Origin of the sequence: Pseudomonas izuensis, from assembly GCF_009861505.1 — a bacterium.
In the GTDB taxonomy this organism is placed as follows: Bacteria; Pseudomonadota; Gammaproteobacteria; order Pseudomonadales; family Pseudomonadaceae; genus Aquipseudomonas; species Aquipseudomonas izuensis.
This window is the reverse complement of record NZ_WTFT01000029.1, coordinates 25,897-50,655: the sequence shown is the minus strand read 5'-3', so window position 1 is coordinate 50,655 and position 24,759 is coordinate 25,897. Positions and strand designations below refer to the sequence as shown.

22 protein-coding genes are annotated in these 24,759 nt (G+C 58.8%); 15 read left to right on the top strand and 7 right to left on the bottom strand.

Going from position 1 to position 24,759, the window contains the following annotated elements:
• Positions 1–37 precede the first annotated feature (37 nt).
• From GPL81_RS22955 to GPL81_RS22915, 9 genes are all read left to right on the top strand, one after another.
• Positions 38–1,327 (top strand): glycosyltransferase, encoded by a 1,290-nt coding sequence (locus tag GPL81_RS22955; RefSeq protein WP_160108558.1) that lies wholly within the window; start codon positions 38–40, stop codon positions 1,325–1,327.
• Positions 1,328–1,477: 150 nt separating this feature from the next.
• Positions 1,478–2,383, top strand: a complete 906-nt coding sequence (locus GPL81_RS22950; protein WP_160108557.1) for an AraC family transcriptional regulator — start codon at positions 1,478–1,480, stop codon at positions 2,381–2,383.
• Positions 2,384–2,708: 325 nt separating this feature from the next.
• Entirely contained in the window at positions 2,709–4,019 is a 1,311-nt protein-coding gene (locus GPL81_RS22945) for an ABC transporter substrate-binding protein (RefSeq protein ID WP_160108556.1), read from the top strand.
• Positions 4,020–4,190: 171 nt separating this feature from the next.
• On the top strand, positions 4,191–5,090 hold the full coding sequence (locus GPL81_RS22940) for a carbohydrate ABC transporter permease (protein ID WP_246218967.1): 900 nt from the start codon (positions 4,191–4,193) through the stop codon (positions 5,088–5,090).
• Between the two features lie 10 nt (positions 5,091–5,100).
• Entirely contained in the window at positions 5,101–5,931 is an 831-nt protein-coding gene (locus GPL81_RS22935; RefSeq protein WP_121101600.1) for a carbohydrate ABC transporter permease, read from the top strand.
• Positions 5,932–6,094: 163 nt separating this feature from the next.
• Complete coding sequence (locus GPL81_RS22930) at positions 6,095–7,198, top strand: ABC transporter ATP-binding protein (protein ID WP_160108554.1); 1,104 nt, start codon at positions 6,095–6,097, stop codon at positions 7,196–7,198.
• A gap of 16 nt (positions 7,199–7,214) precedes the next feature.
• The gene (locus GPL81_RS22925) at positions 7,215–8,687 is read left to right on the top strand and encodes a mannitol dehydrogenase family protein (RefSeq protein WP_160108553.1); all 1,473 of its coding nucleotides are present in this window, start codon (positions 7,215–7,217) and stop codon (positions 8,685–8,687) included.
• 147 nt (positions 8,688–8,834) lie between these two features.
• On the top strand, positions 8,835–10,331 hold the full coding sequence (xylB, locus tag GPL81_RS22920; RefSeq protein ID WP_160108552.1) for a xylulokinase: 1,497 nt from the start codon (positions 8,835–8,837) through the stop codon (positions 10,329–10,331).
• A gap of 13 nt (positions 10,332–10,344) precedes the next feature.
• Positions 10,345–11,289 (top strand): carbohydrate kinase family protein, encoded by a 945-nt coding sequence (locus tag GPL81_RS22915; protein ID WP_160108551.1) that lies wholly within the window; start codon positions 10,345–10,347, stop codon positions 11,287–11,289.
• Positions 11,290–11,407: 118 nt separating this feature from the next.
• Here the strand turns inward: GPL81_RS22915 and GPL81_RS22910 are convergent, their stop codons facing one another.
• Positions 11,408–12,709 (bottom strand): OprD family porin, encoded by a 1,302-nt coding sequence (locus GPL81_RS22910; protein ID WP_160108550.1) that lies wholly within the window; start codon positions 12,707–12,709, stop codon positions 11,408–11,410.
• Between the two features lie 439 nt (positions 12,710–13,148).
• On the opposite strand from GPL81_RS22910, the gene GPL81_RS22905 reads away from it, so the two are divergent.
• On the top strand, positions 13,149–13,421 hold the full coding sequence (locus tag GPL81_RS22905; RefSeq protein ID WP_160108549.1) for a DUF2790 domain-containing protein: 273 nt from the start codon (positions 13,149–13,151) through the stop codon (positions 13,419–13,421).
• A 91-nt stretch (positions 13,422–13,512) separates the two neighbouring features.
• On the top strand, positions 13,513–13,908 hold the full coding sequence (locus GPL81_RS22900; protein ID WP_160108548.1) for a hypothetical protein: 396 nt from the start codon (positions 13,513–13,515) through the stop codon (positions 13,906–13,908).
• Here the strand turns inward: GPL81_RS22900 and GPL81_RS22895 are convergent.
• A complete protein-coding gene (locus GPL81_RS22895) occupies positions 13,905–14,177 on the bottom strand; it encodes a DUF1652 domain-containing protein (protein WP_160108547.1) in 273 nt (90 codons plus the stop codon). The two genes, GPL81_RS22900 and GPL81_RS22895, sit on opposite strands and share 4 nt — an antisense overlap.
• Positions 14,178–14,461: 284 nt before the next feature.
• On the opposite strand from GPL81_RS22895, the gene eco reads away from it, so the two are divergent.
• A complete protein-coding gene (eco, locus tag GPL81_RS22890; protein ID WP_160108546.1) occupies positions 14,462–14,944 on the top strand; it encodes a serine protease inhibitor ecotin in 483 nt (160 codons plus the stop codon).
• Positions 14,945–15,091: 147 nt separating this feature from the next.
• Here the strand turns inward: eco and GPL81_RS22885 are convergent, their stop codons facing one another.
• Both GPL81_RS22885 and GPL81_RS22880 read right to left on the bottom strand, forming a co-directional pair.
• The gene (locus GPL81_RS22885; protein WP_160108545.1) at positions 15,092–16,015 is read right to left on the bottom strand and encodes a magnesium transporter CorA family protein; all 924 of its coding nucleotides are present in this window, start codon (positions 16,013–16,015) and stop codon (positions 15,092–15,094) included.
• 7 nt (positions 16,016–16,022) lie between these two features.
• Entirely contained in the window at positions 16,023–17,597 is a 1,575-nt protein-coding gene (locus GPL81_RS22880; protein ID WP_160108544.1) for a RimK family protein, read from the bottom strand.
• Positions 17,598–17,689: 92 nt separating this feature from the next.
• Between GPL81_RS22880 and GPL81_RS22875 the strand changes: the two genes are divergently transcribed.
• Entirely contained in the window at positions 17,690–18,787 is a 1,098-nt protein-coding gene (locus tag GPL81_RS22875; protein WP_160108543.1) for a GNAT family N-acetyltransferase/peptidase C39 family protein, read from the top strand.
• Between the two features lie 133 nt (positions 18,788–18,920).
• Here GPL81_RS22875 and GPL81_RS22870 read toward each other — a convergent pair whose 3' ends face one another.
• Complete coding sequence (locus tag GPL81_RS22870) at positions 18,921–20,084, bottom strand: PQQ-dependent sugar dehydrogenase (RefSeq protein WP_160108542.1); 1,164 nt, start codon at positions 20,082–20,084, stop codon at positions 18,921–18,923.
• 50 nt (positions 20,085–20,134) lie between these two features.
• A complete protein-coding gene (locus GPL81_RS22865) occupies positions 20,135–20,491 on the bottom strand; it encodes a hypothetical protein (RefSeq protein WP_160108541.1) in 357 nt (118 codons plus the stop codon).
• A gap of 192 nt (positions 20,492–20,683) precedes the next feature.
• Between GPL81_RS22865 and ku the strand changes: the two genes are divergently transcribed.
• Positions 20,684–21,544 (top strand): non-homologous end joining protein Ku, encoded by an 861-nt coding sequence (gene ku, locus GPL81_RS22860; protein ID WP_160108540.1) that lies wholly within the window; start codon positions 20,684–20,686, stop codon positions 21,542–21,544.
• Positions 21,545–21,669: 125 nt separating this feature from the next.
• Here ku and lpxO read toward each other — a convergent pair whose 3' ends face one another.
• Positions 21,670–22,569 (bottom strand): lipid A hydroxylase LpxO, encoded by a 900-nt coding sequence (gene lpxO / locus GPL81_RS22855; RefSeq protein ID WP_160108539.1) that lies wholly within the window; start codon positions 22,567–22,569, stop codon positions 21,670–21,672.
• Between the two features lie 491 nt (positions 22,570–23,060).
• Between lpxO and GPL81_RS22850 the strand changes: the two genes are divergently transcribed.
• Positions 23,061–24,647, top strand: coding sequence for an ABC-F family ATPase (locus GPL81_RS22850; protein ID WP_033044478.1), 1,587 nt, complete (start codon positions 23,061–23,063; stop codon positions 24,645–24,647).
• Positions 24,648–24,759 lie beyond the last annotated feature (112 nt).

Here is a 24,759-nt window from a genome sequence, read left to right as displayed (position 1 = left end):
CCGTTCTGCCCTGCCCGACTCAAGGAAAAGCCCCCTGATGAATCCTCCCCGCGCAACCAAAGTCCTGATCATTGGTTACGTCTGGCCCGAGCCCCGCTCTTCGGCGGCTGGCGGGCACATGATGCAAATCCTCGAGAGCTTTCTGGGGCAAGGCTGGGACATCACCTTCAGCAGTCCGGCCCGTAGCGGTGAGCATCGCGCAGACCTCGGAGCGCTGGGCATTGACGAAGTGCCGATCGAGTTGAACGACAGCAGCTTCGACACCTTCATCGGCGAACTGGCACCGGATGTGGTGTTGTTCGATCGCTTCATGATGGAAGAACAGTTCGGCTGGCGCGTGGAAAAACACTGCCCCGATGCGCTGCGCATACTTGAGACCGTCGACCTGCAAAGCCTGCGCGATGCTCGGCACCAGCGGCTCAAGCAGCGTTTAAAAGCCAGTGACGATGCCAATGACTTCAGCGACCTGTTTGCACCGGCGCTTCGCGAAGAGTTCGAGTTCATGGCCGATACCGATGTGGCCCAGCGGGAGATCGCGGCGATTTATCGCTGCGATTTGAACCTGATGATCTCCGAGGTGGAAATCGAGTTGTTGGTCGAGCAGTTCAAGGTGCCACGCGAGCTGCTGCACTGGTGTCCGTTAATGGTCGATTTACCGACCCATCCACCCCGATCGTTCGAAGAGCGGGCGCACTTTCTGCACATCGGCAACTTTCGTCATGCGCCCAACTGGGATGCAGTGCTCTGGTTGAAAACCACCGTCTGGCCACTGATTCGCCAGCAACTGCCGGGTGCTCAATTGCACATCTACGGCGCTTACACACCGCCCAAGGCAACCGCCCTGCATAACCCGGCGCAAGGCTTTCATGTGATGAACTGGGCCGAAGATGCCTTGCAGGTCATGTCGGCGGCGCGGATATGCCTGGCGCCGTTGCGTTTTGGTGCGGGTGTCAAAGGCAAGATCGCCGATGCGATGCTCTGTGGCACGCCCAATGTCACCACGCCGATTGGCGCAGAAGGCATGTACGCTGAGGAGGCATGGCCCGGCGCGATTACCCGCACGGCCAGTGAGTTCGCTGACAGCGCCGTGCAGCTCCATCAGGACAAAACCCGTTGGCTGCGAGCACAAGCGCAAGGCTTTGAACTGCTGGCCAAGCGTTACCAACACACTGTTCATGGTCCGGCATTGGTCGCCCGGATCGAGCAATGCCTGCAAAACCTGCCCGCCATCAGACGGGACAACTTCACCGGCAACATGCTGCGCCACCACCATCACAAGAGCACGCAGTACATGTCGCAGTGGATCGAAGCGAAGAATCGTTTGTAGGAGCGAGCCCTGCTCGCGAAAAACGTCTGGGCAACGCGCTCATTCAGACAGCACGCGTTATCGTTGACGTCCATCGCGAGCAGGGCTCGCTCCTACAGGGATGCGGCCTATGGCATGATCAAGCAGCGATTACAACAAAAGCGCCCTGACATGACCCGTACTACCAGAGTCACCGACCCTTCCTACGAGCTGATGGACGATCACAACGGGTTGTCCATCATCTATCGCCAGCATGGTTTCCCCTGCCCGCTGGTGCGCTGGCATTTCCACAAGGAATACGAACTGCACCTGATCGTCGCCAGCTCCGGCAAGGTGTTCATTGGCGACTACATCGGCAATTTCTACCCCGAAACCCTGTTCCTCACCGGCCCCAACCTGCCCCACAACTGGATCAGCCAGGTGGCCGAGGATGAAGTGGTGCCCAAGCGCGACATGCTGGTCAACTTCACCGATGAACTGTTCGACAGCGGCTATCAGGTGTTCGCCGAACTCAAGACCCTGGCACCGCTGCTGGAACGTGCGCAGTACGGCATCGAGTTTCGCTGTAAACATTCGATCCGCAAGGCCATGGAGCTGATGCAGTGTGTCGCTGATACGACCGGCATGACTCGCCTCGGGCATTTTTTCATCCTGCTGGAATTGCTCGCGACCTGCGACGATTACCAGTTGCTGTCCGGCGCGACGACGCCGCAACTGGCGGACGAAAACAACATCGACCGCACCAACCGGGCGGTGGATTACATCTTCGCCCACTACGCCCGGGACCTGACACTGGAGGAAGTCGCCGAGCATCTGGGCATGAAGCCGACCTACTTCAGCCGGGTGTTCAAACAGGCCACGGGGCGTAATTTCATCGAGTTCGTCAATCGCCTGCGCATCAGCAAGTCCTGCGAGTTACTGGCCGATGGCGACAAGCCGGTGACCGACGTGTGTTTCGAGTCCGGTTTCAACAACATTTCCAATTTCAACCGGCGCTTTCAGCAGCTCAAGGGCATGACCCCGACGCATTACCGGCGGTTGGTGGTGCAGCGTCTAACCGAGCAGAACCACGGATAAACATCTCAATCGCTTTTTTGTGGGAGCAAAGCTTGCTCGCGATGGCGCCCTCAAGATCGCCATCGCGAGCAAGCTTTGCTCCTACAGATCAACTGCGTTGCCGAAAAACCTGTACGGATCCGATAACGCCCCATCGCTGAAAACCCCTTCCCTGTGTTTCTCGCCCAAAACCCCAGTGCAAAATAGTATCAATCCAAGTGCGACGGATGATTTGTTTCGCCCTCAATTGAACGTTGTAATCAGCACAGATTCTTCCTACATCCGGAAGACAAAAAAACAATAACTGTCCTTCTGTACCCCACCGGGTGCAGAAAAGGAGTGCTCGATGCAACCTACTGCAAAAGCTCTGCTAGCCCTCACCTGCATGACCCTCAGCAGCGTCAGTCTCGGCGCCCAGACCCTGACCATCGCCACCGTCAACAACAGCGACATGATCCGCATGCAAAAGCTCTCGAAAACCTTCGAGTCCGAGCATCCGGAGATCAAGCTCAATTGGGTGGTGCTCGAAGAAAACGTCTTGCGTCAGCGCCTGACCACCGACATCGCGACCCAGGGTGGACAGTTCGATGTGCTGACCATCGGCATGTACGAAGCGGCACTCTGGGGTGCCAAGGGTTGGTTGGAGCCCATGAAGGATTTGCCGGCCGGTTATGAACTCGACGATGTGTTCCCCTCGGTGCGAGAAGGCCTGTCGGTCAAGGGTTCGCTGTATGCCCTGCCGTTCTACGCCGAAAGCTCCATCACCTATTACCGCGCCGACCTGTTCAAGGACGCCGGCCTGACCATGCCCGAGCGCCCGACCTGGGCGCAGATCGGCGAATTCGCCAGCAAGCTCACCCACAAGGATAAGGAACAGTACGGCATCTGCCTGCGCGGCAAGGCCGGCTGGGGCGAGAACATGGCGTTGATCACCACGGTCGCCAACGCCTATGGCGCGCGCTGGTTCGATGAGAAATGGCAGCCCGAATTCAACGGCCCCGAGTGGAAAAGCGCGCTGAATTTCTATGTCGACACCATGAAGAAATCGGGTCCGCCGGGGGCTTCGAGCAACGGATTCAATGAAAACCTGGCGCTGTTCAACAGCGGCAAATGTGCGATCTGGGTCGATGCCAGCGTGGCCGGCTCGTTCGTCACCGACAAAACCCAGAGCAAGGTCAGCGACCACGTCGGCTTCACCTACGCGCCCCATGAAACAACCGACAAAGGCTCGGCCTGGCTGTACTCCTGGGCCCTGGCAATCCCCACCAGTTCCAAGGCCAAGGATGCGGCGAAGACCTTCAGTGCCTGGGCCACGTCGAAGGAATACGGCGAGCTGGTCGCCAAGACCGATGGCATCGCCAACGTACCGCCCGGCACCCGGGCCTCGACCTACAGCGAGGCCTACATGGATGCCGCGCCGTTCGCCAAAGTGACGCTGGAGTCGCTCAAGGCAGCGGACCCAAGCAAGCCGGGGGCCAGACCGGTGCCATACATCGGTATTCAACTGGTGACCATTCCCGAGTTCCAGGGCGTTGGTACACAGGTTGGCAAGTCCTTCTCTGCGGCGCTGATCGGCCAGACCTCGGTTGACCAGGCGCTGGTGGCGGCCCAGCAAACCACCGAACGCGAGATGAAGCGTGCAGGTTATCCAAAATAGCCCCACTCACCACTTGTAGGAGCAATGCTTGCTCGCGATGAACGATAACGCGGTTCATCCGAGAAACCGCCGCGCGGCCATCGCGAGCAAGCTTTGCTCCTACAGGGGATCTTCATCGTTTGTTGCTAATGGGTTCTTAACGCCATGAATACTTCAACTGTCAACGTTCACATGGAAATCCCCCAACCGCTGCGTAAAAGCCGGTTGACCAACCCTGGCTGGTTTCTGGTCAGCCCTTCGGTGGCCTTGTTGCTGCTGTGGATGATCGTGCCGCTGGGCATGACGCTGTATTTTTCGATGATCCGCTACAACCTGCTCTATCCCGGCGAAAACGAATTCGTCGGGCTTGAGAACTTTACCTATTTTCTGACCGACTCCGGGTTTATGCCCGGCGCCACCAACACCCTGCTGCTGGTGGGCAGCGTGCTGCTGATCAGCGTGGTGCTGGGGGTGTTGATCAGCGCGTTGCTGGAAGCCAGTGAGTTCCTCGGTCGCGGCATCGTGCGGGTGATGCTGATCTCACCCTTCTTCATCATGCCCACCGTCGGCGCGCTGATCTGGAAGAACCTGATTTTCCATCCTGTGTCGGGGATTCTCGCCTACGTCTGGAAACTGTTCGGCGCGCAACCGGTGGATTGGCTGGCGCACTACCCGCTGCTGTCGATCATCATCATTGTCTCGTGGCAGTGGCTGCCTTTCGCGATCCTGATTCTGATGACCGCCATGCAGTCCCTCGACCAGGAACAGAAGGAAGCGGCGCGCCTGGACGGTGCCGGACCGGTCTCGATTTTCTGGCACCTGACGTTGCCGCACCTGGCGCGCCCCATCGCGGTGGTGGTGATGATCGAAACCATCTTCCTGCTCTCGGTGTTCGCTGAAATCTTCACCACCACCAACGGCGGCCCCGGCTACGCCTCGACCAACCTCGCCTACTTGATCTACAACCAGGCGCTGGTGCAGTTCGACGTCGGCATGGCCTCCGCGGGCGGTTTGATCGCGGTGGTGATTGCCAACGTCGCGGCCATCGTCCTGGTGCGGATGATCGGCAAAAACCTGACCGACAAAGCCTGAGGCACGCGCCATGACCCTACAACAATCCCGTCGTCTGCAAAGCCTGCTGCTGGGCACCCTGGCCTGGGCCATAGCGATCCTGATTTTCTTCCCGATTTTCTGGATGGTGTTGACCAGTTTCAAAACCGAAATCGATGCCTTCGCCACGCCGCCGCAGTTCATCTTCACCCCGACGCTGGAGAACTACCTGCACATCAACGAGCGCAGCGATTACGCAAGTTTCGCCTGGAACTCGGTGGTGATTTCGTTCAGCGCCACGGCCCTGTGCCTGCTGATCGCGGTGCCGGCGGCCTACTCCATGGCGTTCTACGAAACCCAACGCACCAAAGGCACGTTGCTGTGGATGCTCTCCACCAAGATGCTGCCGCCGGTGGGCGTGCTGATGCCGATCTACTTGCTGGCCAAGAGCTTCGGCCTGCTCGACACGCGCATCGCGCTGATCGTGATCTACACCCTGATCAACCTGCCGATCGTGGTCTGGATGGTTTACACCTACTTCAAGGACATTCCCAAGGACATCCTCGAAGCCGCCCGGCTGGACGGCGCCACCCTGGCGCAGGAAATGCTCCGGGTACTGCTGCCGATTGCCAAGGGCGGCTTGGCATCCACCGTGCTGTTGTCGCTGATCCTGTGCTGGAACGAAGCGTTCTGGTCGCTAAACCTGACCTCGTCCAAAGCCGCGCCCCTGACCGCATTGATTGCCTCGTACTCCAGCCCCGAAGGCTTGTTCTGGGCCAAGTTGTCAGCTGTCTCGACCCTGGCGTGCGCACCGATCCTGATCTTCGGCTGGATCAGCCAGAAACAACTGGTGCGCGGCCTGTCGTTTGGCGCCGTGAAATGAATAACCGAACCCTTGTAGGAGCGAGCCTGCTCGCGATGGTCGTCAACGATGACGCTGGCTGCCCGAAAAAACGCGTTGCCGGTGAGTCCATCGCGAGCAGGCTCGCTCCTACAGAAAAGCATGCCCGGTTCAACTGAATAAGAACTATTGGAGGCCCATCACCATGGCCAACCTGAAAATCAAGAATCTGCAAAAAGGCTTCGAAGGTTTTTCCATCATCAAGGGCATCGACCTGGAAGTGAACGACAAGGAGTTCGTGGTGTTCGTCGGCCCCTCGGGCTGCGGCAAGTCCACCCTGCTGCGCCTGATCGCCGGCCTTGAAGAAGTCAGCGGCGGCACCATTGAACTCGATGGTCGCGACATCACCGAAGTCAGCCCGGCCAAGCGTGACCTGGCGATGGTGTTCCAGACCTACGCCCTGTATCCGCACATGAGCGTGCGCAAGAACATGTCGTTCGCCCTCGACCTGGCGGGCGTGCCCAAAGCCGAAGTCGAGAAAAAAGTCGGCGAAGCGGCGCGCATCCTGGAACTGGGGCCGATGCTCGAGCGCAAACCCAAGCAACTGTCCGGTGGCCAGCGTCAGCGTGTGGCGATCGGCCGGGCCATCGTGCGCAACCCGAAAATCTTCCTGTTCGACGAGCCGCTGTCCAACCTCGACGCCGCCTTGCGGGTACAGATGCGGCTGGAACTGTTGCGGCTGCACAAGGAACTGCAAGCCACAATGATCTACGTGACCCACGACCAGGTCGAAGCCATGACCATGGCCGACAAGGTCGTGGTACTCCATGGCGGCAAAATCGAGCAAGTCGGCTCGCCCCTGGACCTTTATCACCAACCGGCCAACCTGTTTGTCGCGGGTTTTCTCGGCACGCCGAAAATGGGCTTTCTCAAAGGAAACGTCACCCGGGTCGACGGCCAGGGCTGTGAAGTGCAACTGGACGCCGGTACCCGTATCAGCCTGCCGTTGAGCGGCGCCAATCTGAGCGTCGGCGGCGCCGTCACCCTGGGTATTCGCCCGGAACATCTGGAACTGGCCAAGCCGGGCGATTGCACCTTGCAAGTGACTGCCGATGTCAGCGAACGCCTGGGCAGCGACACGTTCTGCCATGTACGAACCGCTAGCGGCGAAGCCCTGACCATGCGGGTTCGCGGTGACCTGGCCAGCCGTTTCGGCGAAACCCTGAGCCTGCACCTGGATGCCGGGCACTGCCATTTATTCGATGCCGATGGCGTGGCGCTGACCCGCCCGTTGCGCGCTGCCGCCTGACTTTCGAGTGTTTGTGATGAAACTGAATAAACAAAACCTCAACCGCCTCGCCCCCGAGGTGGTCCTGCCCGCCTACACCCTGAGCGACACCCGCCAGGGCATCGCCCATATCGGCGTCGGCGGTTTCCACCGCGCCCATCAGGCGTACTACACCGATGCGTTGATGAACCTGGGCGAAGGCCTCGATTGGGCCATTTGCGGCGTCGGCCTGCGCACCGAAGACCGTCGCGCCCGGGACGATCTCAAGGAACAGGACTGCCTGTTCACCTTGTTCGAACTGGGTGATACCGATGGCACCGAAGTCCGGGTGATCGGAGCGATCCGCGACATGCTGCTGGCCGAGGACGGCGCTCAAGCGCTGATCGACAAACTCGCCGATCCGCAGATCCGCATCGTCTCGCTGACCATCACCGAAGGCGGCTACTGCATCGACGACAGCAACGGCGAGTTCATGGCCCATCTGCCGCAGATCCAACACGACCTGGCCAACCCGGACACGCCGAATACCGTGTTCGGTTTCCTCTGCGCCGCACTGGCCAAGCGCCGGGCAGCGGGTACGCCGGCGTTCACCTTGATGTCCTGCGATAACCTGCCGCACAACGGCGCGGTGACCCGCAAGGCGTTGCTGGCCTTCGCCGCGCTGCGAGATGTCCAATTGCGCGACTGGATCGAGCGCAACGTGAGCTTCCCCAATGCCATGGTCGACCGCATTACACCCATGACCAGTACCGAACATCGCCTGCAACTGGCCGACAAACACGGGGTGGACGATGCCTGGCCGGTGGTCTGCGAACCCTTTGTGCAATGGGTGCTGGAAGACAAATTCGTCAACGGCCGCCCGGACTGGGAAAAGGTCGGCGTGCAGTTCACCGACGACGTCACGCCTTACGAAGAGATGAAAATCAAACTGCTCAACGGCAGCCATCTGGCCCTGACCTACCTGGGCTTTTTGAAGGGCTATCGTTTTGTCCACGAGACCATGGACGATCCGCTGTTTGTGCGCTTCATGCGCGACTACATGGACCTGGACGTGACCCCGCAGTTGTCAGCAGTGCCGGGGATCGATCTGACCGAGTACAAGAACACGCTGGTGGCACGTTTTTCCAACCGGGCGATCGCCGATCAACTGGAGCGGGTGTGTTCGGACGGTTCGTCGAAGTTTCCGAAATTCACCGTACCGACCATCAACCGCCTGATCGCCGATGGCCGGGAGACCAAACGTGCGGCACTGGTCGTGGCGGCGTGGGCGTTGTATCTGAAGGGCGTGGACGAGAATGGCGAGACCTACTCGATCCCGGATCCGCGGGCGGCGTTCTGTCAGGCCTTGGTGGCGGATGATGCGTTGATCACCCAGCGTTTGCTGGCCGTCGAGGAGATTTTTGGCACGGCGATACCGCATTCGGCGGAGTTTGTCGCGGCGTTCGAGTGGTGTTGCAACAGTTTGCGAGAAGTCGGAGTGACGCGCACTTTGCAACGCGTTCTGATCTGAGATCGTGGTGAATCCACCACCGTCATCGCGGGCAAGCCTTGCTCCCACAGGATTAGCGCCAAACCAGCGAACGACTTGAAACCTGTGGGAGCAAGGCTTGCCCGCGATGGCCGCACTGATAAGTATCTGACACACCAAGGATTTGCCATGGCAACCCAACAACTATTCCTCGGCATCGACTGCGGCACCCAAGGCACCAAAGCCCTTGTCCTCGACGCACTGAGCGGTCAGGTCCTCGGCCAGGGCGCCGCCGCACACACGCTGATCAGCGGCGCCAATGGCCGTCGCGAGCAAGACACCGCGCAATGGCTGGACGCGTTCACCCTCGCCACCCGCCGCGCCTTGTCGGCGGCCAACGTCGATGGCCAGGACATCCTCGGCATTGGCGTCTCAGGCCAGCAACATGGCCTGGTGCTGCTCGACGACCAGGGCCAGGTCCTGCGCCCGGCCAAGCTCTGGTGCGACACTGAAACCACCTCGGAAAATGACCGGCTGCTCGAACATCTGGGCGGTGAAAAAGGTTCGCTGGAACGCCTCGGCGTGGTCATCGCGCCGGGTTACACCCTGTCCAAACTGCTGTGGACCAAAGAACAGCACCCCGACATCTTTTCCCGCATCGCCCACATCCTGCTACCCCACGACTATCTCAACTTCTGGCTCACCGGCCGAAGTTGCAGCGAGTACGGCGATGCATCCGGCACCGGCTACTTCAATGTGCGCAGCCGGCAATGGGATGTGCAGCTGCTGCGCGACATCGACCCCACCGGGCGCCTGCAAGCGGCATTGCCGGAACTGATCGACGCCCACGCTGCGGTCGGCACCGTGCTGCCGGCGATCGCCGAACAACTGGGCATCAACCCGAAGGCATTGGTTTCCAGTGGCGGTGGCGACAACATGATGGGCGCCATCGGCACCGGCAACATCCAGCCCGGCGCGATCACCATGAGCCTCGGCTCATCCGGTACGGTGTATGCCTATGCCGACTCGCCGAAAGTCAGTACCGATGCGGCGGTCGCGACCTTCTGTTCTTCCAGTGGCGGCTGGCTGCCATTGATCTGCACGATGAACCTGACCAATGCCACCGGCGTCATTCGTGAACTGTTCGAACTGGACATCGAGCGTTTCAACGAACTGGTGGCCCAGGCCCCCATCGGCGCCGAAGGGGTGTGCATGCTGCCCTTCCTCAACGGTGAACGGGTCCCCGCCCTGCCCCACGCTACCGGCAGCCTTCTGGGCCTGACCATGACCAACCTGACCCGGGCCAACCTGTGCCGCGCAGTGGTCGAAGGCACGACCTTCGGTTTGCGTCACGGACTGGACCTGTTGCGCCACAATGGCTTACAAAGCCGCAGCATCCGGCTGATCGGCGGCGGCTCGAAAAGCCAGGTGTGGCGGCAAATCATCGCCGACACCCTGAACACACCCGTGATTTGCACCGAACACAGCGAAGCCGCCGCCCTTGGTGCGGCGATTCAGGCGGCGTGGTGCACGTCCCGGTCGAACGGGCATGAGGACAGCCTGGCAGATCTGTGCGAGCGTTGCGTGCAACTCGACCTGACCAGCGAGACCCTGCCGAATGCAGAAAACGTGGCGGCCACGCAACAGGCCTATGAACGCTATCAACAGCATGTCGCAACCCTTTAAAGAGTGAACAACTATGTATCTGGTGTGTGGCGAAGCACTGTTCGATTTCTTCAGCGAAAACGATGCCAGCGGTCTGGCTTCCAAAGTGAATTTCAAGGCCATTGCCGGCGGCTCGCCGTTCAATGTGGCGGTGGGTTTGCGCCGTTTGGGCGTGGACGCGGCGCTGTTTGCCGGGTTGTCCACCGACTACCTGGGGCGGCGCCTGTTGCAAGTGCTGCAAGATGAGGGCGTGTGCACGGACTATCTGCTGGATTTCGCCGCGCCGACCACCCTGGCGATGGTTGCGGTCGGTGCCAATGGTTCACCGCAGTACAGCTTCCGGGGTGAAGGCTGCGCCGACCGCCAGTTGAGGCTGGAACATCTACCGACGCTCGGACCTGAGGTTCGCGGTCTGCACATCGGCTCGTTCTCGTTGGTCGTGCAACCAATTGCCGACACCTTGCTGGCGTTGGTACAGCGAGAAAGCGGCAGGCGCCTGATCAGCCTCGACCCGAACGTGCGGCTCAATCCTGAACCCGATATCGATCTGTGGCGTTCGCGGATTACCACCCTGGTCGAACATGCCGACCTGATCAAGGTCAGCGATGAGGATTTGAGCCTGCTGTATCCCGGGCAGGACCCTGCGCAGATCATCGACGGTTGGTTGCAGCATCGCTGCCAGTTGGTGTGCCTGACCCGTGGGGGTGAAGGTGCGACGGTATTCAGTCGCGCTTTTGGTTCGTGGTCGGTGCCGGCCTGTTCGGTGCAGATCGCCGATACCGTGGGGGCTGGAGATACTTTTCAAGCGGCATTGATTACCTGGTTGACCGAGCAGCAGCTGGATTCGGTTGAGGGCTTGTGTCAGCTGAGCCGCGAGCAGATCGATACGATGGTGCGGTTTGCGGTTCAGGCGGCGGCGTTGACATGCGGCAAGACCGGGCCGGATTTGCCGTATCGGCACCAGTTGGATCTTTGCTGATTTCGAGGCCCTCATCGCGGGCAAGCCCGCTCCCACAGGTTTCAGGTCGTTCGCAAATTTTGCGTTCACCCAAAATCCTGTGGGAGCAGGCTTGCCTGCGATGGCATTCTGTCAGGCGCTACAGGACTGAAAAGTTGTAGCTGACGATCAACCGGGTCTCATCCACATCCCGGGCAAACTGCTCGTAGTTGGTGCGATACGTCGCATTACGCAGTCGCAGGCTGACGTCCTTGAAGGTCCCGCTCTGCACCACGTATTTGAGTTCGCTGTCGCGCTCCCACTCCTTGCCTTCCTGATCGCTGCCCGGCACCTTGATGTGGTTGCCGTTGACATAGCGGGTCAGGAACGTCAGCCCGTTGAGGCCGATGGCCTTGAAATCATAGTCATAGCGCAGTTGCCATGAGCGCTCCTGCGCGGCGGCGAAGTCGTTGACCTGCACATAGTTGACCAGGTACGGGTTGGTGCCATCCAGGTACGGCATCGAGTTGTCGCCGTTCATGCGCTGCCAACCGGCACTGAACGTATGGCCGCTGATGGCGTAGGCGAGCATCCCGCTCAGGGCGCGGTTGTCGATGGAGCCGGCACGGGCAGCGCCGCTGTCGGCACTCTTGAGCACGCGCAAGTCGGCCTTGAGCACACCGCCGCCCAGCGGCTGATTGGCCAGCAACCCGATGAAATGCTGGCGATAGATGTCTTCGAGTTCAGCGTAGTGATATTGCGCGGTCAGGCGCTCATTGATCCTGTAGTCAAAACCGTACATATCGAAGTGGTCGGCGGTGATGTTGCAGGCATAACGCTTGTTCTTGCAGTGCACGCGGATGTCCTGGGAATCGGTGGAGTCCCGGGCGGTGTATTTGTCCAGGCGCGCGGCCATGAAGGACAGGTCCTTGACCTCCTTGGAAGTGAGCATCGCACCGTTGAACATCGTTGGCAGCAGACGCCCGTCGTTGTATTTGAGCAACGGTACATCCGGCAACAGCGCGCCGTACTTCAACACGCTTTGCGAAACCCGGACTTTGCCCGTCAGACCCAGCTTGGCGTACTGATCTGCCGATCCACGCGGGTTACTTCCGCTGGACGGCAGCAGACCGCTGTTGCTGCTGTCAGGGCTGGAGTCGAGCTTGAACCCGAGCATGCCCAGCGCGTCGACACCGAAACCCGCCGTGCCTTCGGTATAGCCCGATTGCAGGTTGAGGATGAAGCCCTGGGCCGACTCGTCGCGCTTGGAAGCGCCCTGTTCGGTCGAGGAATGCCCGTCACGAAAATCGCGATTGAAATACACGGTGCGCGATTCGATGTTCGCCTGAGTGTCATCGATAAAACCGCTCGCCCGGGTCGGTCCGGTAAAACCGGCACACAGGACTAATGCGCCGAAGCCCAATGACTGGCGCGCGGTGATCAAGGTAAAGGGGGAACGCATGAAAAACTCCAACAGCGCTGCGTTAACGCCAAGGCGCACGCAGCCAAAAATAGCCTTCACCCGCACCAGTGACTGGACGGGAGAAGTGAACACGCGGGGGTGAAGGGCAATGATGGCAGAAGGCTTTATTTCGTTGCAGACGACTTTAGTCTGAATTTTCAACGTAGGAGCGAGCTTGCTCGCGAAAGGCTCGAGGGCGCCACGGGGGAACTGGTTTTACGCGTTATCGTTCACGTCCATCGCGAGCAGAGCTCGCTCCTACAGGGAAACCGTCGAGCGGTAGTGGCAAAGCGACAGGTGGCGTTCAGGCGGGTTAACCAATGCTTAATCGTACAGTCCAACACTTACTGGACCGCACGCCCTCAGAGTCCTCTGACGCCCAGTGCGGCAGGTTCGACGATACCTCGAACTCATTTTCGCCTGCATTGGAGATCACCCCATGAACTCGCGCGCCCTGCTCGTTTCCGTTGCCCTTGTCTGTGCCCCGTTTGCCGGTATGGCCCAGGCCAACGACACCGCTTCCTCTCAAAACGTGCCCTCCTACCACTACGGTATGCCGCTGCACATCGGCAAGGTCATTTCGCTGACAGAACCTGCCACCATGGACTGCGAAGTGATCACCGCAAAAATGAAGTACATCGACGATCAGTCAGGCAAACCCGCCGAACTCGCCTATAGAAAACTTTCTGACGCCTGCAGTTATCAGAACTGACTGAAAAGTCTGAAATAACACCTTGCGGTATTCGCGTGAGGGATCTGACGCTATGCTTTAGCGCCTTCCCTCACTGCCGCAAGGATTCGCCATGCAGTTATCGTTTCGCCTGTTGTCGATGTTCACCGCCGCGCTATGTCTGTTCCTGGCGCTGGTCTGGGGTCTTGTCCCCGACTGGATGCTGGCCACCTGGGATATCGAGTATTCGCTGGCAGTGGGGTTGATCGCACGACGTACGGCGGTGCTGTTTGCAGTGTTGGGGGTAGTGTTTTTTCTTGTGCGCAACGAGGCGCCATCCGCCACCCGCAGTGCGCTGAGCAACAGCTTCATGATCGGCTGCTGGGGGCTGGCCATACTGGGCTTCGGCGAATGGCTAAACGGCCATGCCGGTCCGGGCATTTTGCTGGCTGTTGGGGTCGAACTGGCGCTGGGCCTGGCTTTTTTCCAGACCCGGCGCACTTCAGTGGAACTCGAAACCGCGGCTTAAAGTGCTTTGCGCACCGTCTGGGAGTGCCCGGGTTCCACGTAGTGATGCTGAAGATCGGTACGCAGTACTGCGATCAGTTCGTTGATTTCCCGACAGCCATTGAGGCGTTGTGCATTGATACCCGTTTTCAATAGATCCAGCTGATCGGTTTCCCCGTCTGCATACACTTTTACGGTCATCGACAAATCCGGAGACAGCGTGCACTGACAGCGTTTGGGCAGGAAGCTGCTTTCAATGATGTTGCGAAGTTCCAAGGCAGAAAGAAACATTGCGACCCTCTCCTTTGTAATGCTGCTAAACAATCATCGACACTGACTCGTTTGCAATCCCGGCCAGCTTAAGAACAGCTACAGCATAAAACATGCCTTGAATTACGCTCGGCAGCTCATCGGTAATTCAGGAAGTTAGCTAAAAGCCAGGATAAACCGGTCATGCAATTTGCGAAAAAGATCATGGGGCGCCGTGCAATTTGCACACAATTGCCTGTTTGCATTCGTCGTCAACGGCGGTAAAAATCCCAACCCCCACATTAGTACATATGCAAGGAGGCAACATGAATTCCATAGCCTTTAACACGACCGTCGGGCTGATCGTCGCCGGGCTGTCGAGCGTCGTACAGGCCGCAAATCTCGAAAAAGTCGCACCCTACCCCCAACCTGAAAGCGGATTTACCCGCCAGGTCATCAACCTCACCCCGCAAACCCGGGAAGACGACTTCAAGGTGGAAATCCTCGCCGGCAAAACCCTGACCGTCGACTGCAACCGGCAACGTCTGGGCGGCACGCTTGAAGAAAAGAACCTCGAAGGCTGGGGTTATCCGTTTTACCGCCTGGAAAAAGTCATGGGTCCGGCAAGCACGCTGATGGCCTGCCCGGACGGCAAGCGCAAACAGGATTTCGTGCCGGTCATCGGTGACGGTTTCATGCTGCGCTACAACAGCAAACTGCCGATTGTGCTTTACGTGCCTAAGGACGTAGAGGTGCGCTACCGGATCTGGTCGGCGTCGAGCAAGGTCGATAGAGCAGTGTCTGAATAACGAAGCCTCACAAGAAGCCTGATCCTGAATTTTCAGCGCTGTTGGTATTGCCATCGCGAGCAGGCTCACTCCTACATTGGATCTTCGGCGTTCACAGAACCTGTGGGAGCGAGCCTGCTCGCGATGGCGGTCTGACAGGTGCCAAAATCACTTCGCCAAGCGCTTGAGCCCAAGCACCATCACCCCCGCCCCCACCATCATCGCCGTCAGGAACAACGGGTAAGACACCCACCACGGCGTACCCGCCGTCATCATGCTGAACTCGGACATGCCGCCAATACTCGCAATCAGGTTCAATGGCAGAAACACAACGTTGATCAGCGTCAGTTTGCGCAGCAGGTTGTTCATGCTGTTGTTCATCAGGTTGCCCCGCGCGTCGATGAGCCCGGAAAACACCGTCGAGTAGATTTCTGCCTGTTTGTAGCACTGGTTGTTTTCAATGATCAGGTCGTCGATCAGGCCAATGGCGTGAGCGTCGAAGTGTTCCTTTTGCGCATGATTGCGCAATCGGGTCAGGACCGCGCCGTTGCTGTGGATAGCGTTGATGTAATAGATCAGGCTTTCGCTGAGGTTGAACATCTGGATCAGGTGCTGGTTCTGCATCGAGGCGTTGAACTTCTGTTGCAACTCCCGAGCAACCAGTTTGATGACTTTAAGGTGGCCCAAATAATGGTGGATGTTGTTGAACAACAGATCGAGTAACACATCCTGCGGCGTATTGAGTGCCTTACCCCTGCCGAGCCCGCTGAGCGGTGCGTCGTCGGTGGCAATCACCAGCAAGCGGTCCGGGCAAAACAACAGCCCGCAGGACGACACCTCGAAAGACAGGCTGCCGGCACCCGAATAATTTTCCGGGCGCTTCCAGATCAGGAACAGGTTGTCGGGGTGGAACTCGATGCGTGAGACCTCGTCCGGGTCAAGCGCCGAGGCCAGGGCATGCTCATCGAGCTTGAAGTGACTGTGCAGAAGCTCGCGCTCGGCGGCATCGGGGTTGCTGAACAGCATGACATCGGCGTCCAGCCGTTCAACGCCATGCAATGCGCCGTGAACCAATTCGAAACTCTTGATCATCGTCGGCTCACCAGGCCTGGCCGCGACGTTTGAGTTCCAGGCGGCGAACGAACTCTTCCAGCACCAGTGAATACAGATCGTCCTGCAGGTACGCGTCTTCGATGCCGGCGTCCATGTTCGGGTTGTCGTTGACCTCGATCACCACCACTTTGTCGCCGGATTGCTTCAGGTCGACTCCGTAGAGGCCATCGCCGATCAGGTTGGCCGTTTTGACCGCCAGCTCCACCACCGCAGGCGGCGCTTCGTGAACTGCCAGGGTGCGGCATTCGCCGTTGATGTCCTGGCCCTTGGCCTTGTGGTTGTAGATTTGCCAATGGCCCTTGGACATGAAGTATTGGCAGGCAAAGATCGGTTTGCGGTTGAGTACACCGATGCGCCAGTCGTACTCGGTATAGAAGAACTCTTGCGCCAGCAGCAGCACCGAATGTTCGAACAATTCGGCGGTCGCTTCGAGCAGGGCCTGCTGGCTTTCAACCTTGATCACCCCTCGGGAGAAACAGCCGTCGGGGATTTTCAACACCAACGGAAACCCCAGGCGCTCGCCAACCCGCTCGAAGTCTTCCGGTCGTTCCTTGTAGAGGATTTCGGTGGCGGGCATGCCCAGTTGATGGCTCTTGAGCAGGTCGGTCAGGTACACCTTGTTGGTGCAGCGCAGAATCGACGTCGGATCGTCCATCACCACCAACCCTTCACTCTCGGCTTTCTTGGCGAAGCGGTACGTATGGTTGTCGACGCTGGTGGTCTCGCGTATCAACAAACCGTCGTATTCGGCAATTCGTGAATAGTCCTTGCGCTCAATCAGCTCGACATCGATGCCCAGCGTCCTGCCGACCCTGACGAAGTTATCCAGTGCCTTGGCATTCGACGGCGGCAAGGCCTCCTGGGGATCGTGCAGGATGGCCAGGTCGTATCGAGCCAAGCGTCGTGAACGTGGCATGCGCCAGATCTTGCGACTGAAACTGTCAAAGGAGTGGGCAAACTGATCTTCCTGATCTTCGCGCAACTTGTGTAGCGCACCGGACTTGATACCTTCGATGTGCCAACCATTAGTTCGGCGAAACTCAACCAGCAATATCGGACAGGCAAACACTTCAAATAACTGCCGAGCCAAATCCTGCAACGGCTCGATATTGGTCTTGCCGAAATACAACGTCAGGGTAAAACCTTCAGTGTCGCTATAAACATGGTGACTGAGGGCTTTTTCCAGGGTTTTGTCCAAATCTTCCAGTGCCAGTCCGTATAGGGATTTGCGGGTCAATTCACTGATGGTTCGTACCGACGGAATGACCTTGTGTCCACGGGCTTCAGCCAACAGGGAGCAGTAATAACCATGCCCCAGGTACTTGTAGCTACGGCACAGGTTGATGACCTGCACACGCTTGCCCTGCTCATTGTCGCGGGTTTGTTCCAGGTATTCCTGGGCCGTGACGATGTCCTCGCTGGGAAAGTAGGAAGCCCAGTCCTCCTTGCGTTCGACGATGATAATCAACTGGCTCGAAGTTGTATTAGTGTCATTTAAATAAGTTGCTGTCGGCAAAATTTGCTCGGATACTTCGCGCCAATGACCTTGTACCGCTGACATAGTGATTGATCCGTTGGAGAACAAGACCTTTCCTATTAAGCACGAACTTTTTCGAAAGTCCCGTTTCGTTACGCAACTTTTACGGCGGTCATATGAATACGCTTTTTCGTTTGGCGGTAATGGAAGATTTACCCGCGCTATTGCAACTCGAAGAGCAATGCTTCACCACCGATCGACTCAACAGCCGCAACTTTCAATGGATGATCAGCCGCGCCCACGGCCAACTGCTGGTGGCCCAGCGCGGTGAGGATTTGTTGGGTTATGCCCTGGTGCTGTTCCATCGGGGTACATCACTGGCGCGCCTGTATTCGATTGCCATCGCGGCCCAGGCTCGCGGCAATGGCTTGGGCAAGCAGTTGCTCGATCGTGTCGAAGCCAGTGCCCTGGAACATGATTGTGCCTATTTGCGGCTTGAAGTGCGTATCGATAATCCGGCGGCGATCGCCCTGTATGAGCGCAACGGTTACCGACGCTTCGCCCTGATTCACGACTATTACCAGGACCATGCCGATGCCCTGCGCCTGGAAAAGCGCATCCTCCAGCACCGCGACTCGCGCAACATTCAAGTGCCTTACTACCCACAGACCACCGAATTCACCTGCGGCCCGGCGTGCCTGCTCATGGCCATGGGCGCGCTGCAACGGGACCGGTTGCTGGAGCGTCGCGAAGAACTGCAGATCTGGCGCGAGGCAACCACCGTATTCATGACCTCCGGCCACGGGGGTTGCAGCCCCCAGGGTCTGGCACTGGCTGCCTGGCGCCGCGGGTTTCGGGTGCGCCTGCAACTGAGCATGCTCGGGCCGTTGTTCCTCGACGGGGTACGGGACGAGCATAAAAAAGACGTAATGCGCCTGGTGCACGAGGAGTTCACCGCGCAGCTGCTTGCCAGTGACGTCGAGCGTGAGATTGGCGGGCCACTGAATCTGCCGCAACTGCTGGAGCATGGTGGGCAGCCGTTGGTGCTGATCAGCAGCTATCGCCTGACCCGCTCCAAGTCGCCGCACTGGGTGATCGTCACCGACTGCGACGCCGACTTTGTCTACCTGCACGATCCCGATGTGGACCACAGTCAGCATCGCCAGGCCATGGACTGCCAGCATCTGCCGGTCAGCCATGGGGAGTTCGAGAAGATGTGCAGCTTCGGGCGGGACAAGTTGCGGGCGGCGGTGATTCTCTACCGTCGACCCTGACCTGTGGCGAGGGGATTCATCCCCGTTCGGCGGCGCAGCCGTCGCAAGACCTGTTTTGCACGATTTGCCTGAAAGAGTGCTTGGGGCCGCTTCGCGGCCCAACGGGGATGAATCCCCTCGCCACAGGTTTGTTTTATTTCAGGCCTACTTTAAAAAGCCCCCCATCTTCTTCATCGGTCAACACGTACAAATACCCATCCGGCCCTTGCCGTACATCGCGAATGCGCTTGCCCAGTTCACCCAGCAAGCGCTCTTCGTGAACGACCTTGTCGCCGTCGAATTGCAGGCGGATCAATTCCTGGGTCACCAGCGCGCCGATGAATGCGTTGTGCTGCCAGGCCTTGAAGCGATCGCCGTCGTAGAACGCCATGCCACTCAAGCCGGGGGATTTTTCCCAGACATGGCGTGGCCCGACGGTGCCCTCGGCGGTTTTGCCGTGGGCTTCCGGAATCGGCTGCCCGGAATAGTCGATGCCATGGGTGGCCAGCGGCCAGCCGTAATTCTTCCCGCGCTCAATGATGTTGACCTCGTCACCGCCGCGGGGACCGTGCTCGTTTTCCCAAAGGATGCCGGTCCAGGGGTTGAGCGCTGCGCCTTGCGGATTGCGAACGCCGTAGGCCCAGATCTCGGGACGTACGCCGGCACGGCCGACAAAGGGGTTGTCGTCCGGCACCTTGCCATCCGGATAGATCCGCACGATCTTGCCTTGAAGCTTGTCGAGGTCCTGGGCAGTCGGGCGATCGTTGTTTTCGCCCAAAGTAATGAACAGATATCCCTCGCGGTCGAACACCAGTCGCGAACCAAAGTGGTTGCCGACCGACAACTTGGGTTCCTGGCGGAAAATCACCGTGAAATTCTTCAGGTTCGTCAGGTCCTCGGACAACTGTCCACGGCCGACGGCAGTGCCGGCCTTATCACCCTGACCGCCACCTTCGGCGTACGACAGATAGAGCGTGCGGTCCTGCTTGAAATCCGGTGACAACGCCACATCCAGCAAACCACCCTGCCCTTTGGCCCAGACCTTTGGTACGCCGTTGATGGGCGCAGACAGTTTGCCGTCGGCGGTCACGACTCGCAGGTTGCCGGGCCGCTCAGTCACCAGCATGCCCTTGCGGTCAGGAAGAAACGCCAGCGCCCAGGGATGTTCCAGTCCCCGGGCAATCGGCGTGACCTCCAGGGTGCCCTGTTCGCTGTCCAAGTCCCGGGAAGGACCCGCCAGGGCAGACAGTGTGGCGATCAGACAGGTGCTGGCGCAGACAGTGGCCAGGAGGGGCTTCAGGAGAGCTGGTCGCAACATGCACGGTTCCTATTGTCATGGGAATGTGTGACCGGACGGTTGCCTGTCACTCAATTACTGGTGTCTGGATCTCGAACAGGTGGGTTAGGGAGAAACTTGGGTGGATTGGCGGGCACTGATTGACTCTGGGGATAGCGATTGCCAATGCCGCCGTTATCCAGGGTCGGCGGCCGCGGCACCGGCACAGTGTTCGGGCCACGTATGGCCGGGGCGGCAGGTTGCGTGCCCTGCATGCTGTTGGGGTTGGCACGGCGGATCGGGCTGTTGTACGGATTGTTGTTGCCGCTGTTCGGCAAGCTCTGGGCGACCTGCAAGGGTGATTGCGCCGAAATGTCCTGCGCCTGGACCCACTGGCCCAAAACGCCGCTCAAGGCCAACAGAATGAGGCCGGGTATGCATCGGTTCATGGGGTGCCTCTCGACGTGGGCGTGTTCAAGGTCTTCGATAACACGCTACGCCCAGGGCTCGGATTTGTTAACCAAAACCTCCAGGGCGAGATGTAACACGAAGTTGATCCCCTGCCCCGGAAGGGCTGCAGGCCGCTGAAACTTTTGCGCGCAGCCGCAGGTCACCTGAACATCACTTTCGAGAACACGACCATGGCGCGGGCAATCTGGAAAGGTGCAATCAGTTTCGGGTTGGTGCATATCCCCGTCGCACTGGTCTCGGCGACGTCCTCGCAAGGGGTCGACTTCGACTGGCTCGATAGCCGCAGCATGGAGCCGGTGGGCTACAAGCGCGTTAACAAGGTCACCGGCAAGGAAGTTACCAAGGAGCACATCGTCAAGGGTGTCGCCTACGAAAAAGGCCGGTACGTCGTGCTCAGCGAAGAGGAAATCCGCTCGGCGCATCCGCTGTCGACCCAGACCATCGATATCTTTTCCTTTGTCGACAGTGATCAGATTCCGTTGCAGAACATCGACACGCCTTATTACCTCGCGCCGGATAAACGCGGCGGCAAGGTTTATGCGCTCTTGCGTGAAACCCTCTCAAAAACCAACAAAGTCGCCCTGGCCCGCGTGGTGCTGCATACCCGTCAGTATCTCGCCGCCTTGATGCCCATGGAATCGGCCCTGGTGCTGGTGAAACTGCGCTGGCCGGCGGAGGTACGCAGCCTTGATGAGCTGGCGCTGGGACCGGACGTGACCAAGGCCGAACTGGCCAAAGGCGAACTGGACATGGCCAAGCGCCTGGTGCAGGACATGAGCGCCGAGTGGTCGCCGGATGATTATCGGGATGAGTTCGAAGACAAGATCATGGCGCTGGTCGACAAGAAGGCCCATGAAGGCAAGATCGAGGATGTTGAAACGGGTACGGAAGAAGAGGCCCGTAAGACGGCGGATGTGATTGATTTGACCGAGTTGCTCAAGCGCAGTCTGGGGGGCAAGGGAGCAGGTAAGCCAGTATCCAAGCCCAAAGCGGCAAGCAAACCTGCGCCAAGGAAGAAAGTCAGCAAGTGATGTGCTGAACGTTGCGCCCCCATCGCGGGCAAGCCCGCTCCAACAGGAACTACACAAACCCTGTGGGAGCGGCGGTGCGACGATTCGACTTGCCCGCGATGGCATCAGCGGCCCTGAAACACTTCTCAGATCAGGACGAAAATCGCCAGCAAACCACCAAAAATCGCCCACTTTTCCAGGTAATAGAGCTTGCGATTGCGCTTTTTCAGCTCTTTGCCGCGCAGGCGAATCCTGTAGATCCTGCTGAACAGGCGATTGATGCTGCCGGTCTTGTCACCCGCCTCGTTCGGCGCGCCCGCGGCCGACATCACGGTGCGGCTGAACCAGCCATTGAACGCTGCCGCCCAGCGATATTTCATTGGGCGCTCGACATCGCAGAACAAAATGATGCGGTTTTGCTCCGTGGTGTTCTCGGCGTAATGAATGTAGGTCTCGTCGAACATCACCGCTTCACCGTCACGCCAGTGGTAGTTCTGGCCATCGACGTTGATGTAGCAGCCCGCATCGTTGGGCGTTTCCAGGCCCAGGTGATAGCGGTAGGAACCGGCATACGGGTCACGGTGACGCACCAGCCTGGAACCCGGTGGCAACTCGGCGAACATCGCCGCCTTGATCGAGCCGATGCCCTGTACCAGTTCGGTGGTGCGCGGGCAGAGCTTCATCGCCGATGGGTGGCTGTCGCCGTACCACTTGAGGTAGAAGCGCTTCCAGCCGGTCTTGAAAAACGAGTTGAAGCCGACATCGTCGTACTGATTCGAGCGCTTGATCTCACCGGCCCGCAATAGATTCTGGCCTTCGGCGCGGATTTCTTCCCAATGGCTTTGCAACGGCCTCAAGTCGGGAAAATCCGCCGGATCGAGAAAAGGCTTGTTGGGGATCTTCGAAAACAGATAAAGGAAGCAATTGATCGGCGCCAGAAAGGTCGAATGATCGCTTAGCTGGCGGCGCAGCTTGTGGCGCACGTGACCACGCAGGTGTACATACGCGATGGATACAACGTAGAGAGTGGCAATGATGATTTTCACGGAAATCGTCACACGTCAGAAGTAAACAACCTGCGCCCCCTGCCCACCCATGGTCTGCGGGTCTTGTGCAGCGTCTGCAAACGAAACAGTGGTCCGGGCGGCCATCCTTGAGCCGATGCCGTATCCCGGCATCAGAGAAAGATGGCATTTTAGCCATAGTTTGTAACCAATAGTTAACCTGAAACGGTGAAAATGTGTTCGCCGTAACGACCAATGCATCACCGCGGCCTCATTGCCCTATCGTTTAAAGAGCCAGACCAGTACAATCGCCGCCAAACTTTACGCGCCCCCCTTGGTTGATGACGGGAATGACCCCGGCCTCAGCGCACTTCGACTCGGGCCAAGCGCTCCACATGCAGCTGTCCACTTATTGCCAGATGGAACTTCCGCTTCTGACCGGGATGCATATCCCGTGATCCGAATCGTGGAAACGGGTACTGATTCGGTACTGCCGCACCCTAGCTACTCTGAATGCTTCGCAGGAAAAACCTTTGATTTCTACAGCTAACATCACGATGCAGTTCGGCGCCAAGCCGCTTTTCGAAAACGTTTCGGTCAAGTTCAACGGTGGCAACCGTTATGGCTTGATCGGCGCCAACGGTTGCGGTAAGTCGACGTTCATGAAAATTCTCGGCGGTGACCTCGAGCCCTCCGGTGGCCAGGTCATGCTCGAGCCGAACGTACGCCTGGGTAAATTGCGTCAGGACCAGTTCGCCTACGAAGAATTCACCGTGATCGACACCGTGATCATGGGTCACGAAGAGCTGTGGAAGGTCAAGGCCGAGCGCGACCGCATCTATTCGCTGCCGGAAATGAGCGAAGAAGATGGCATGGCCGTGGCCGAGCTGGAAACCGAGTTCGCCGAGATGGACGGCTACACCGCCGAATCCCGTGCCGGTGAGCTGCTGCTGGGCCTGGGCATTCCTCTGGAACAGCATTTCGGCCCGATGTCCGAAGTGGCTCCGGGCTGGAAACTGCGGGTATTGCTGGCCCAGGCACTGTTCTCCGATCCGGAAGTGCTGTTGCTCGACGAACCGACCAACCACCTGGACATCAACACCATTCGCTGGCTGGAATCGATTCTCACCGTGCGTAACAGCACCATGATCATCATTTCCCACGACCGTCACTTCCTCAACAGCGTCTGCACCCACATGGCCGACCTGGACTACGGTGAGCTGCGCCTGTTCCCGGGCAACTATGACGAGTACATGACCGCGGCGACCCAGTCCCGCGAGCAACTGCTGTCGGACAACGCCAAGAAGAAAGCCCAGATTGCCGAACTGCAAACGTTCGTCAGCCGCTTCTCGGCCAACGCCTCGAAAGCCAAGCAGGCCACCTCCCGCGCCAAGCAGATCGACAAGATCCAGCTGGCCGAAGTCAAGCCGTCGAGCCGCGTAAGCCCGTTCATCCGTTTCGAACAGACCAAGAAGCTGCACCGCCAGGCCGTGACCATCGAGCAGATGTCCAAGGGCTTCGACGGCAAGACCCTGTTCAAGAACTTCAGCTTTACCGTCGAAGCCGGCGAGCGCGTGGCGATCATCGGCCCGAACGGTATCGGCAAGACCACCTTGCTGCGTACGCTGATGGGCGAACTGACCCCGGACGCCGGCTCCGTGAAGTGGACCGAAAGCGCGGAGCTGGGCTACTACGCCCAGGACCATGCCCATGACTTCGAAGACGACGTCAGCCTGTTTGACTGGATGGGCCAGTGGACCCAGGGCGAGCAGATCATTCGTGGCACCCTGGGCCGCATGCTGTTCTCCAACGACGAGATCCTCAAGTCGGTCAAGGTCATCTCCGGTGGTGAGCAAGGGCGCATGCTGTTCGGCAAGCTTATCCTGCAAAAACCGAACGTACTGGTGATGGACGAACCGACCAACCACCTGGACATGGAATCCATCGAGGCGCTGAACCTGGCGCTGGAGAACTACCCGGGCACGCTGATCTTCGTCAGCCACGACCGTGAGTTCGTATCGTCCCTGGCCACCCGCATCATCGAGTTGAGCCCTAACGGCGTGACCGACTTCAGCGGCACCTATGACGATTACCTGCGTAGCCAGGGTGTGGTGTTCTAAGGGCAACTCGCCGCATTTGTAGGAGCGAGCTTGCTCGCGATGGACGTCAACGAAAACGCGTGCAACCTGAATGAACGCGTTATCCAAACGTTTTTCGCGAGCAAGCTCGCTC

What these genes read in the sequence shown, in the direction of transcription:
- GPL81_RS22955 (WP_160108558.1), top strand. Translation starts at nt 38, where the DNA reads ATGAATCCTCCCCGCGCAACCAAAGTCCTGATCATTGGTTACGTCTGG.
- GPL81_RS22950 (WP_160108557.1), top strand. Translation starts at nt 1,478, where the DNA reads ATGACCCGTACTACCAGAGTCACCGACCCTTCCTACGAGCTGATGGAC.
- GPL81_RS22945 (WP_160108556.1), top strand. Translation starts at nt 2,709, where the DNA reads ATGCAACCTACTGCAAAAGCTCTGCTAGCCCTCACCTGCATGACCCTC.
- GPL81_RS22940 (WP_246218967.1), top strand. Translation starts at nt 4,191, where the DNA reads ATGGAAATCCCCCAACCGCTGCGTAAAAGCCGGTTGACCAACCCTGGC.
- GPL81_RS22935 (WP_121101600.1), top strand. Translation starts at nt 5,101, where the DNA reads ATGACCCTACAACAATCCCGTCGTCTGCAAAGCCTGCTGCTGGGCACC.
- GPL81_RS22930 (WP_160108554.1), top strand. Translation starts at nt 6,095, where the DNA reads ATGGCCAACCTGAAAATCAAGAATCTGCAAAAAGGCTTCGAAGGTTTT.
- GPL81_RS22925 (WP_160108553.1), top strand. Translation starts at nt 7,215, where the DNA reads ATGAAACTGAATAAACAAAACCTCAACCGCCTCGCCCCCGAGGTGGTC.
- xylB (WP_160108552.1), top strand. Translation starts at nt 8,835, where the DNA reads ATGGCAACCCAACAACTATTCCTCGGCATCGACTGCGGCACCCAAGGC.
- GPL81_RS22915 (WP_160108551.1), top strand. Translation starts at nt 10,345, where the DNA reads ATGTATCTGGTGTGTGGCGAAGCACTGTTCGATTTCTTCAGCGAAAAC.
- GPL81_RS22910 (WP_160108550.1), bottom strand. Translation starts at nt 12,709, where the DNA reads ATGCGTTCCCCCTTTACCTTGATCACCGCGCGCCAGTCATTGGGCTTC.
- GPL81_RS22905 (WP_160108549.1), top strand. Translation starts at nt 13,149, where the DNA reads ATGAACTCGCGCGCCCTGCTCGTTTCCGTTGCCCTTGTCTGTGCCCCG.
- GPL81_RS22900 (WP_160108548.1), top strand. Translation starts at nt 13,513, where the DNA reads ATGCAGTTATCGTTTCGCCTGTTGTCGATGTTCACCGCCGCGCTATGT.
- GPL81_RS22895 (WP_160108547.1), bottom strand. Translation starts at nt 14,177, where the DNA reads ATGTTTCTTTCTGCCTTGGAACTTCGCAACATCATTGAAAGCAGCTTC.
- eco (WP_160108546.1), top strand. Translation starts at nt 14,462, where the DNA reads ATGAATTCCATAGCCTTTAACACGACCGTCGGGCTGATCGTCGCCGGG.
- GPL81_RS22885 (WP_160108545.1), bottom strand. Translation starts at nt 16,015, where the DNA reads ATGATCAAGAGTTTCGAATTGGTTCACGGCGCATTGCATGGCGTTGAA.
- GPL81_RS22880 (WP_160108544.1), bottom strand. Translation starts at nt 17,597, where the DNA reads ATGTCAGCGGTACAAGGTCATTGGCGCGAAGTATCCGAGCAAATTTTG.
- GPL81_RS22875 (WP_160108543.1), top strand. Translation starts at nt 17,690, where the DNA reads ATGAATACGCTTTTTCGTTTGGCGGTAATGGAAGATTTACCCGCGCTA.
- GPL81_RS22870 (WP_160108542.1), bottom strand. Translation starts at nt 20,084, where the DNA reads ATGTTGCGACCAGCTCTCCTGAAGCCCCTCCTGGCCACTGTCTGCGCC.
- GPL81_RS22865 (WP_160108541.1), bottom strand. Translation starts at nt 20,491, where the DNA reads ATGAACCGATGCATACCCGGCCTCATTCTGTTGGCCTTGAGCGGCGTT.
- ku (WP_160108540.1), top strand. Translation starts at nt 20,684, where the DNA reads ATGGCGCGGGCAATCTGGAAAGGTGCAATCAGTTTCGGGTTGGTGCAT.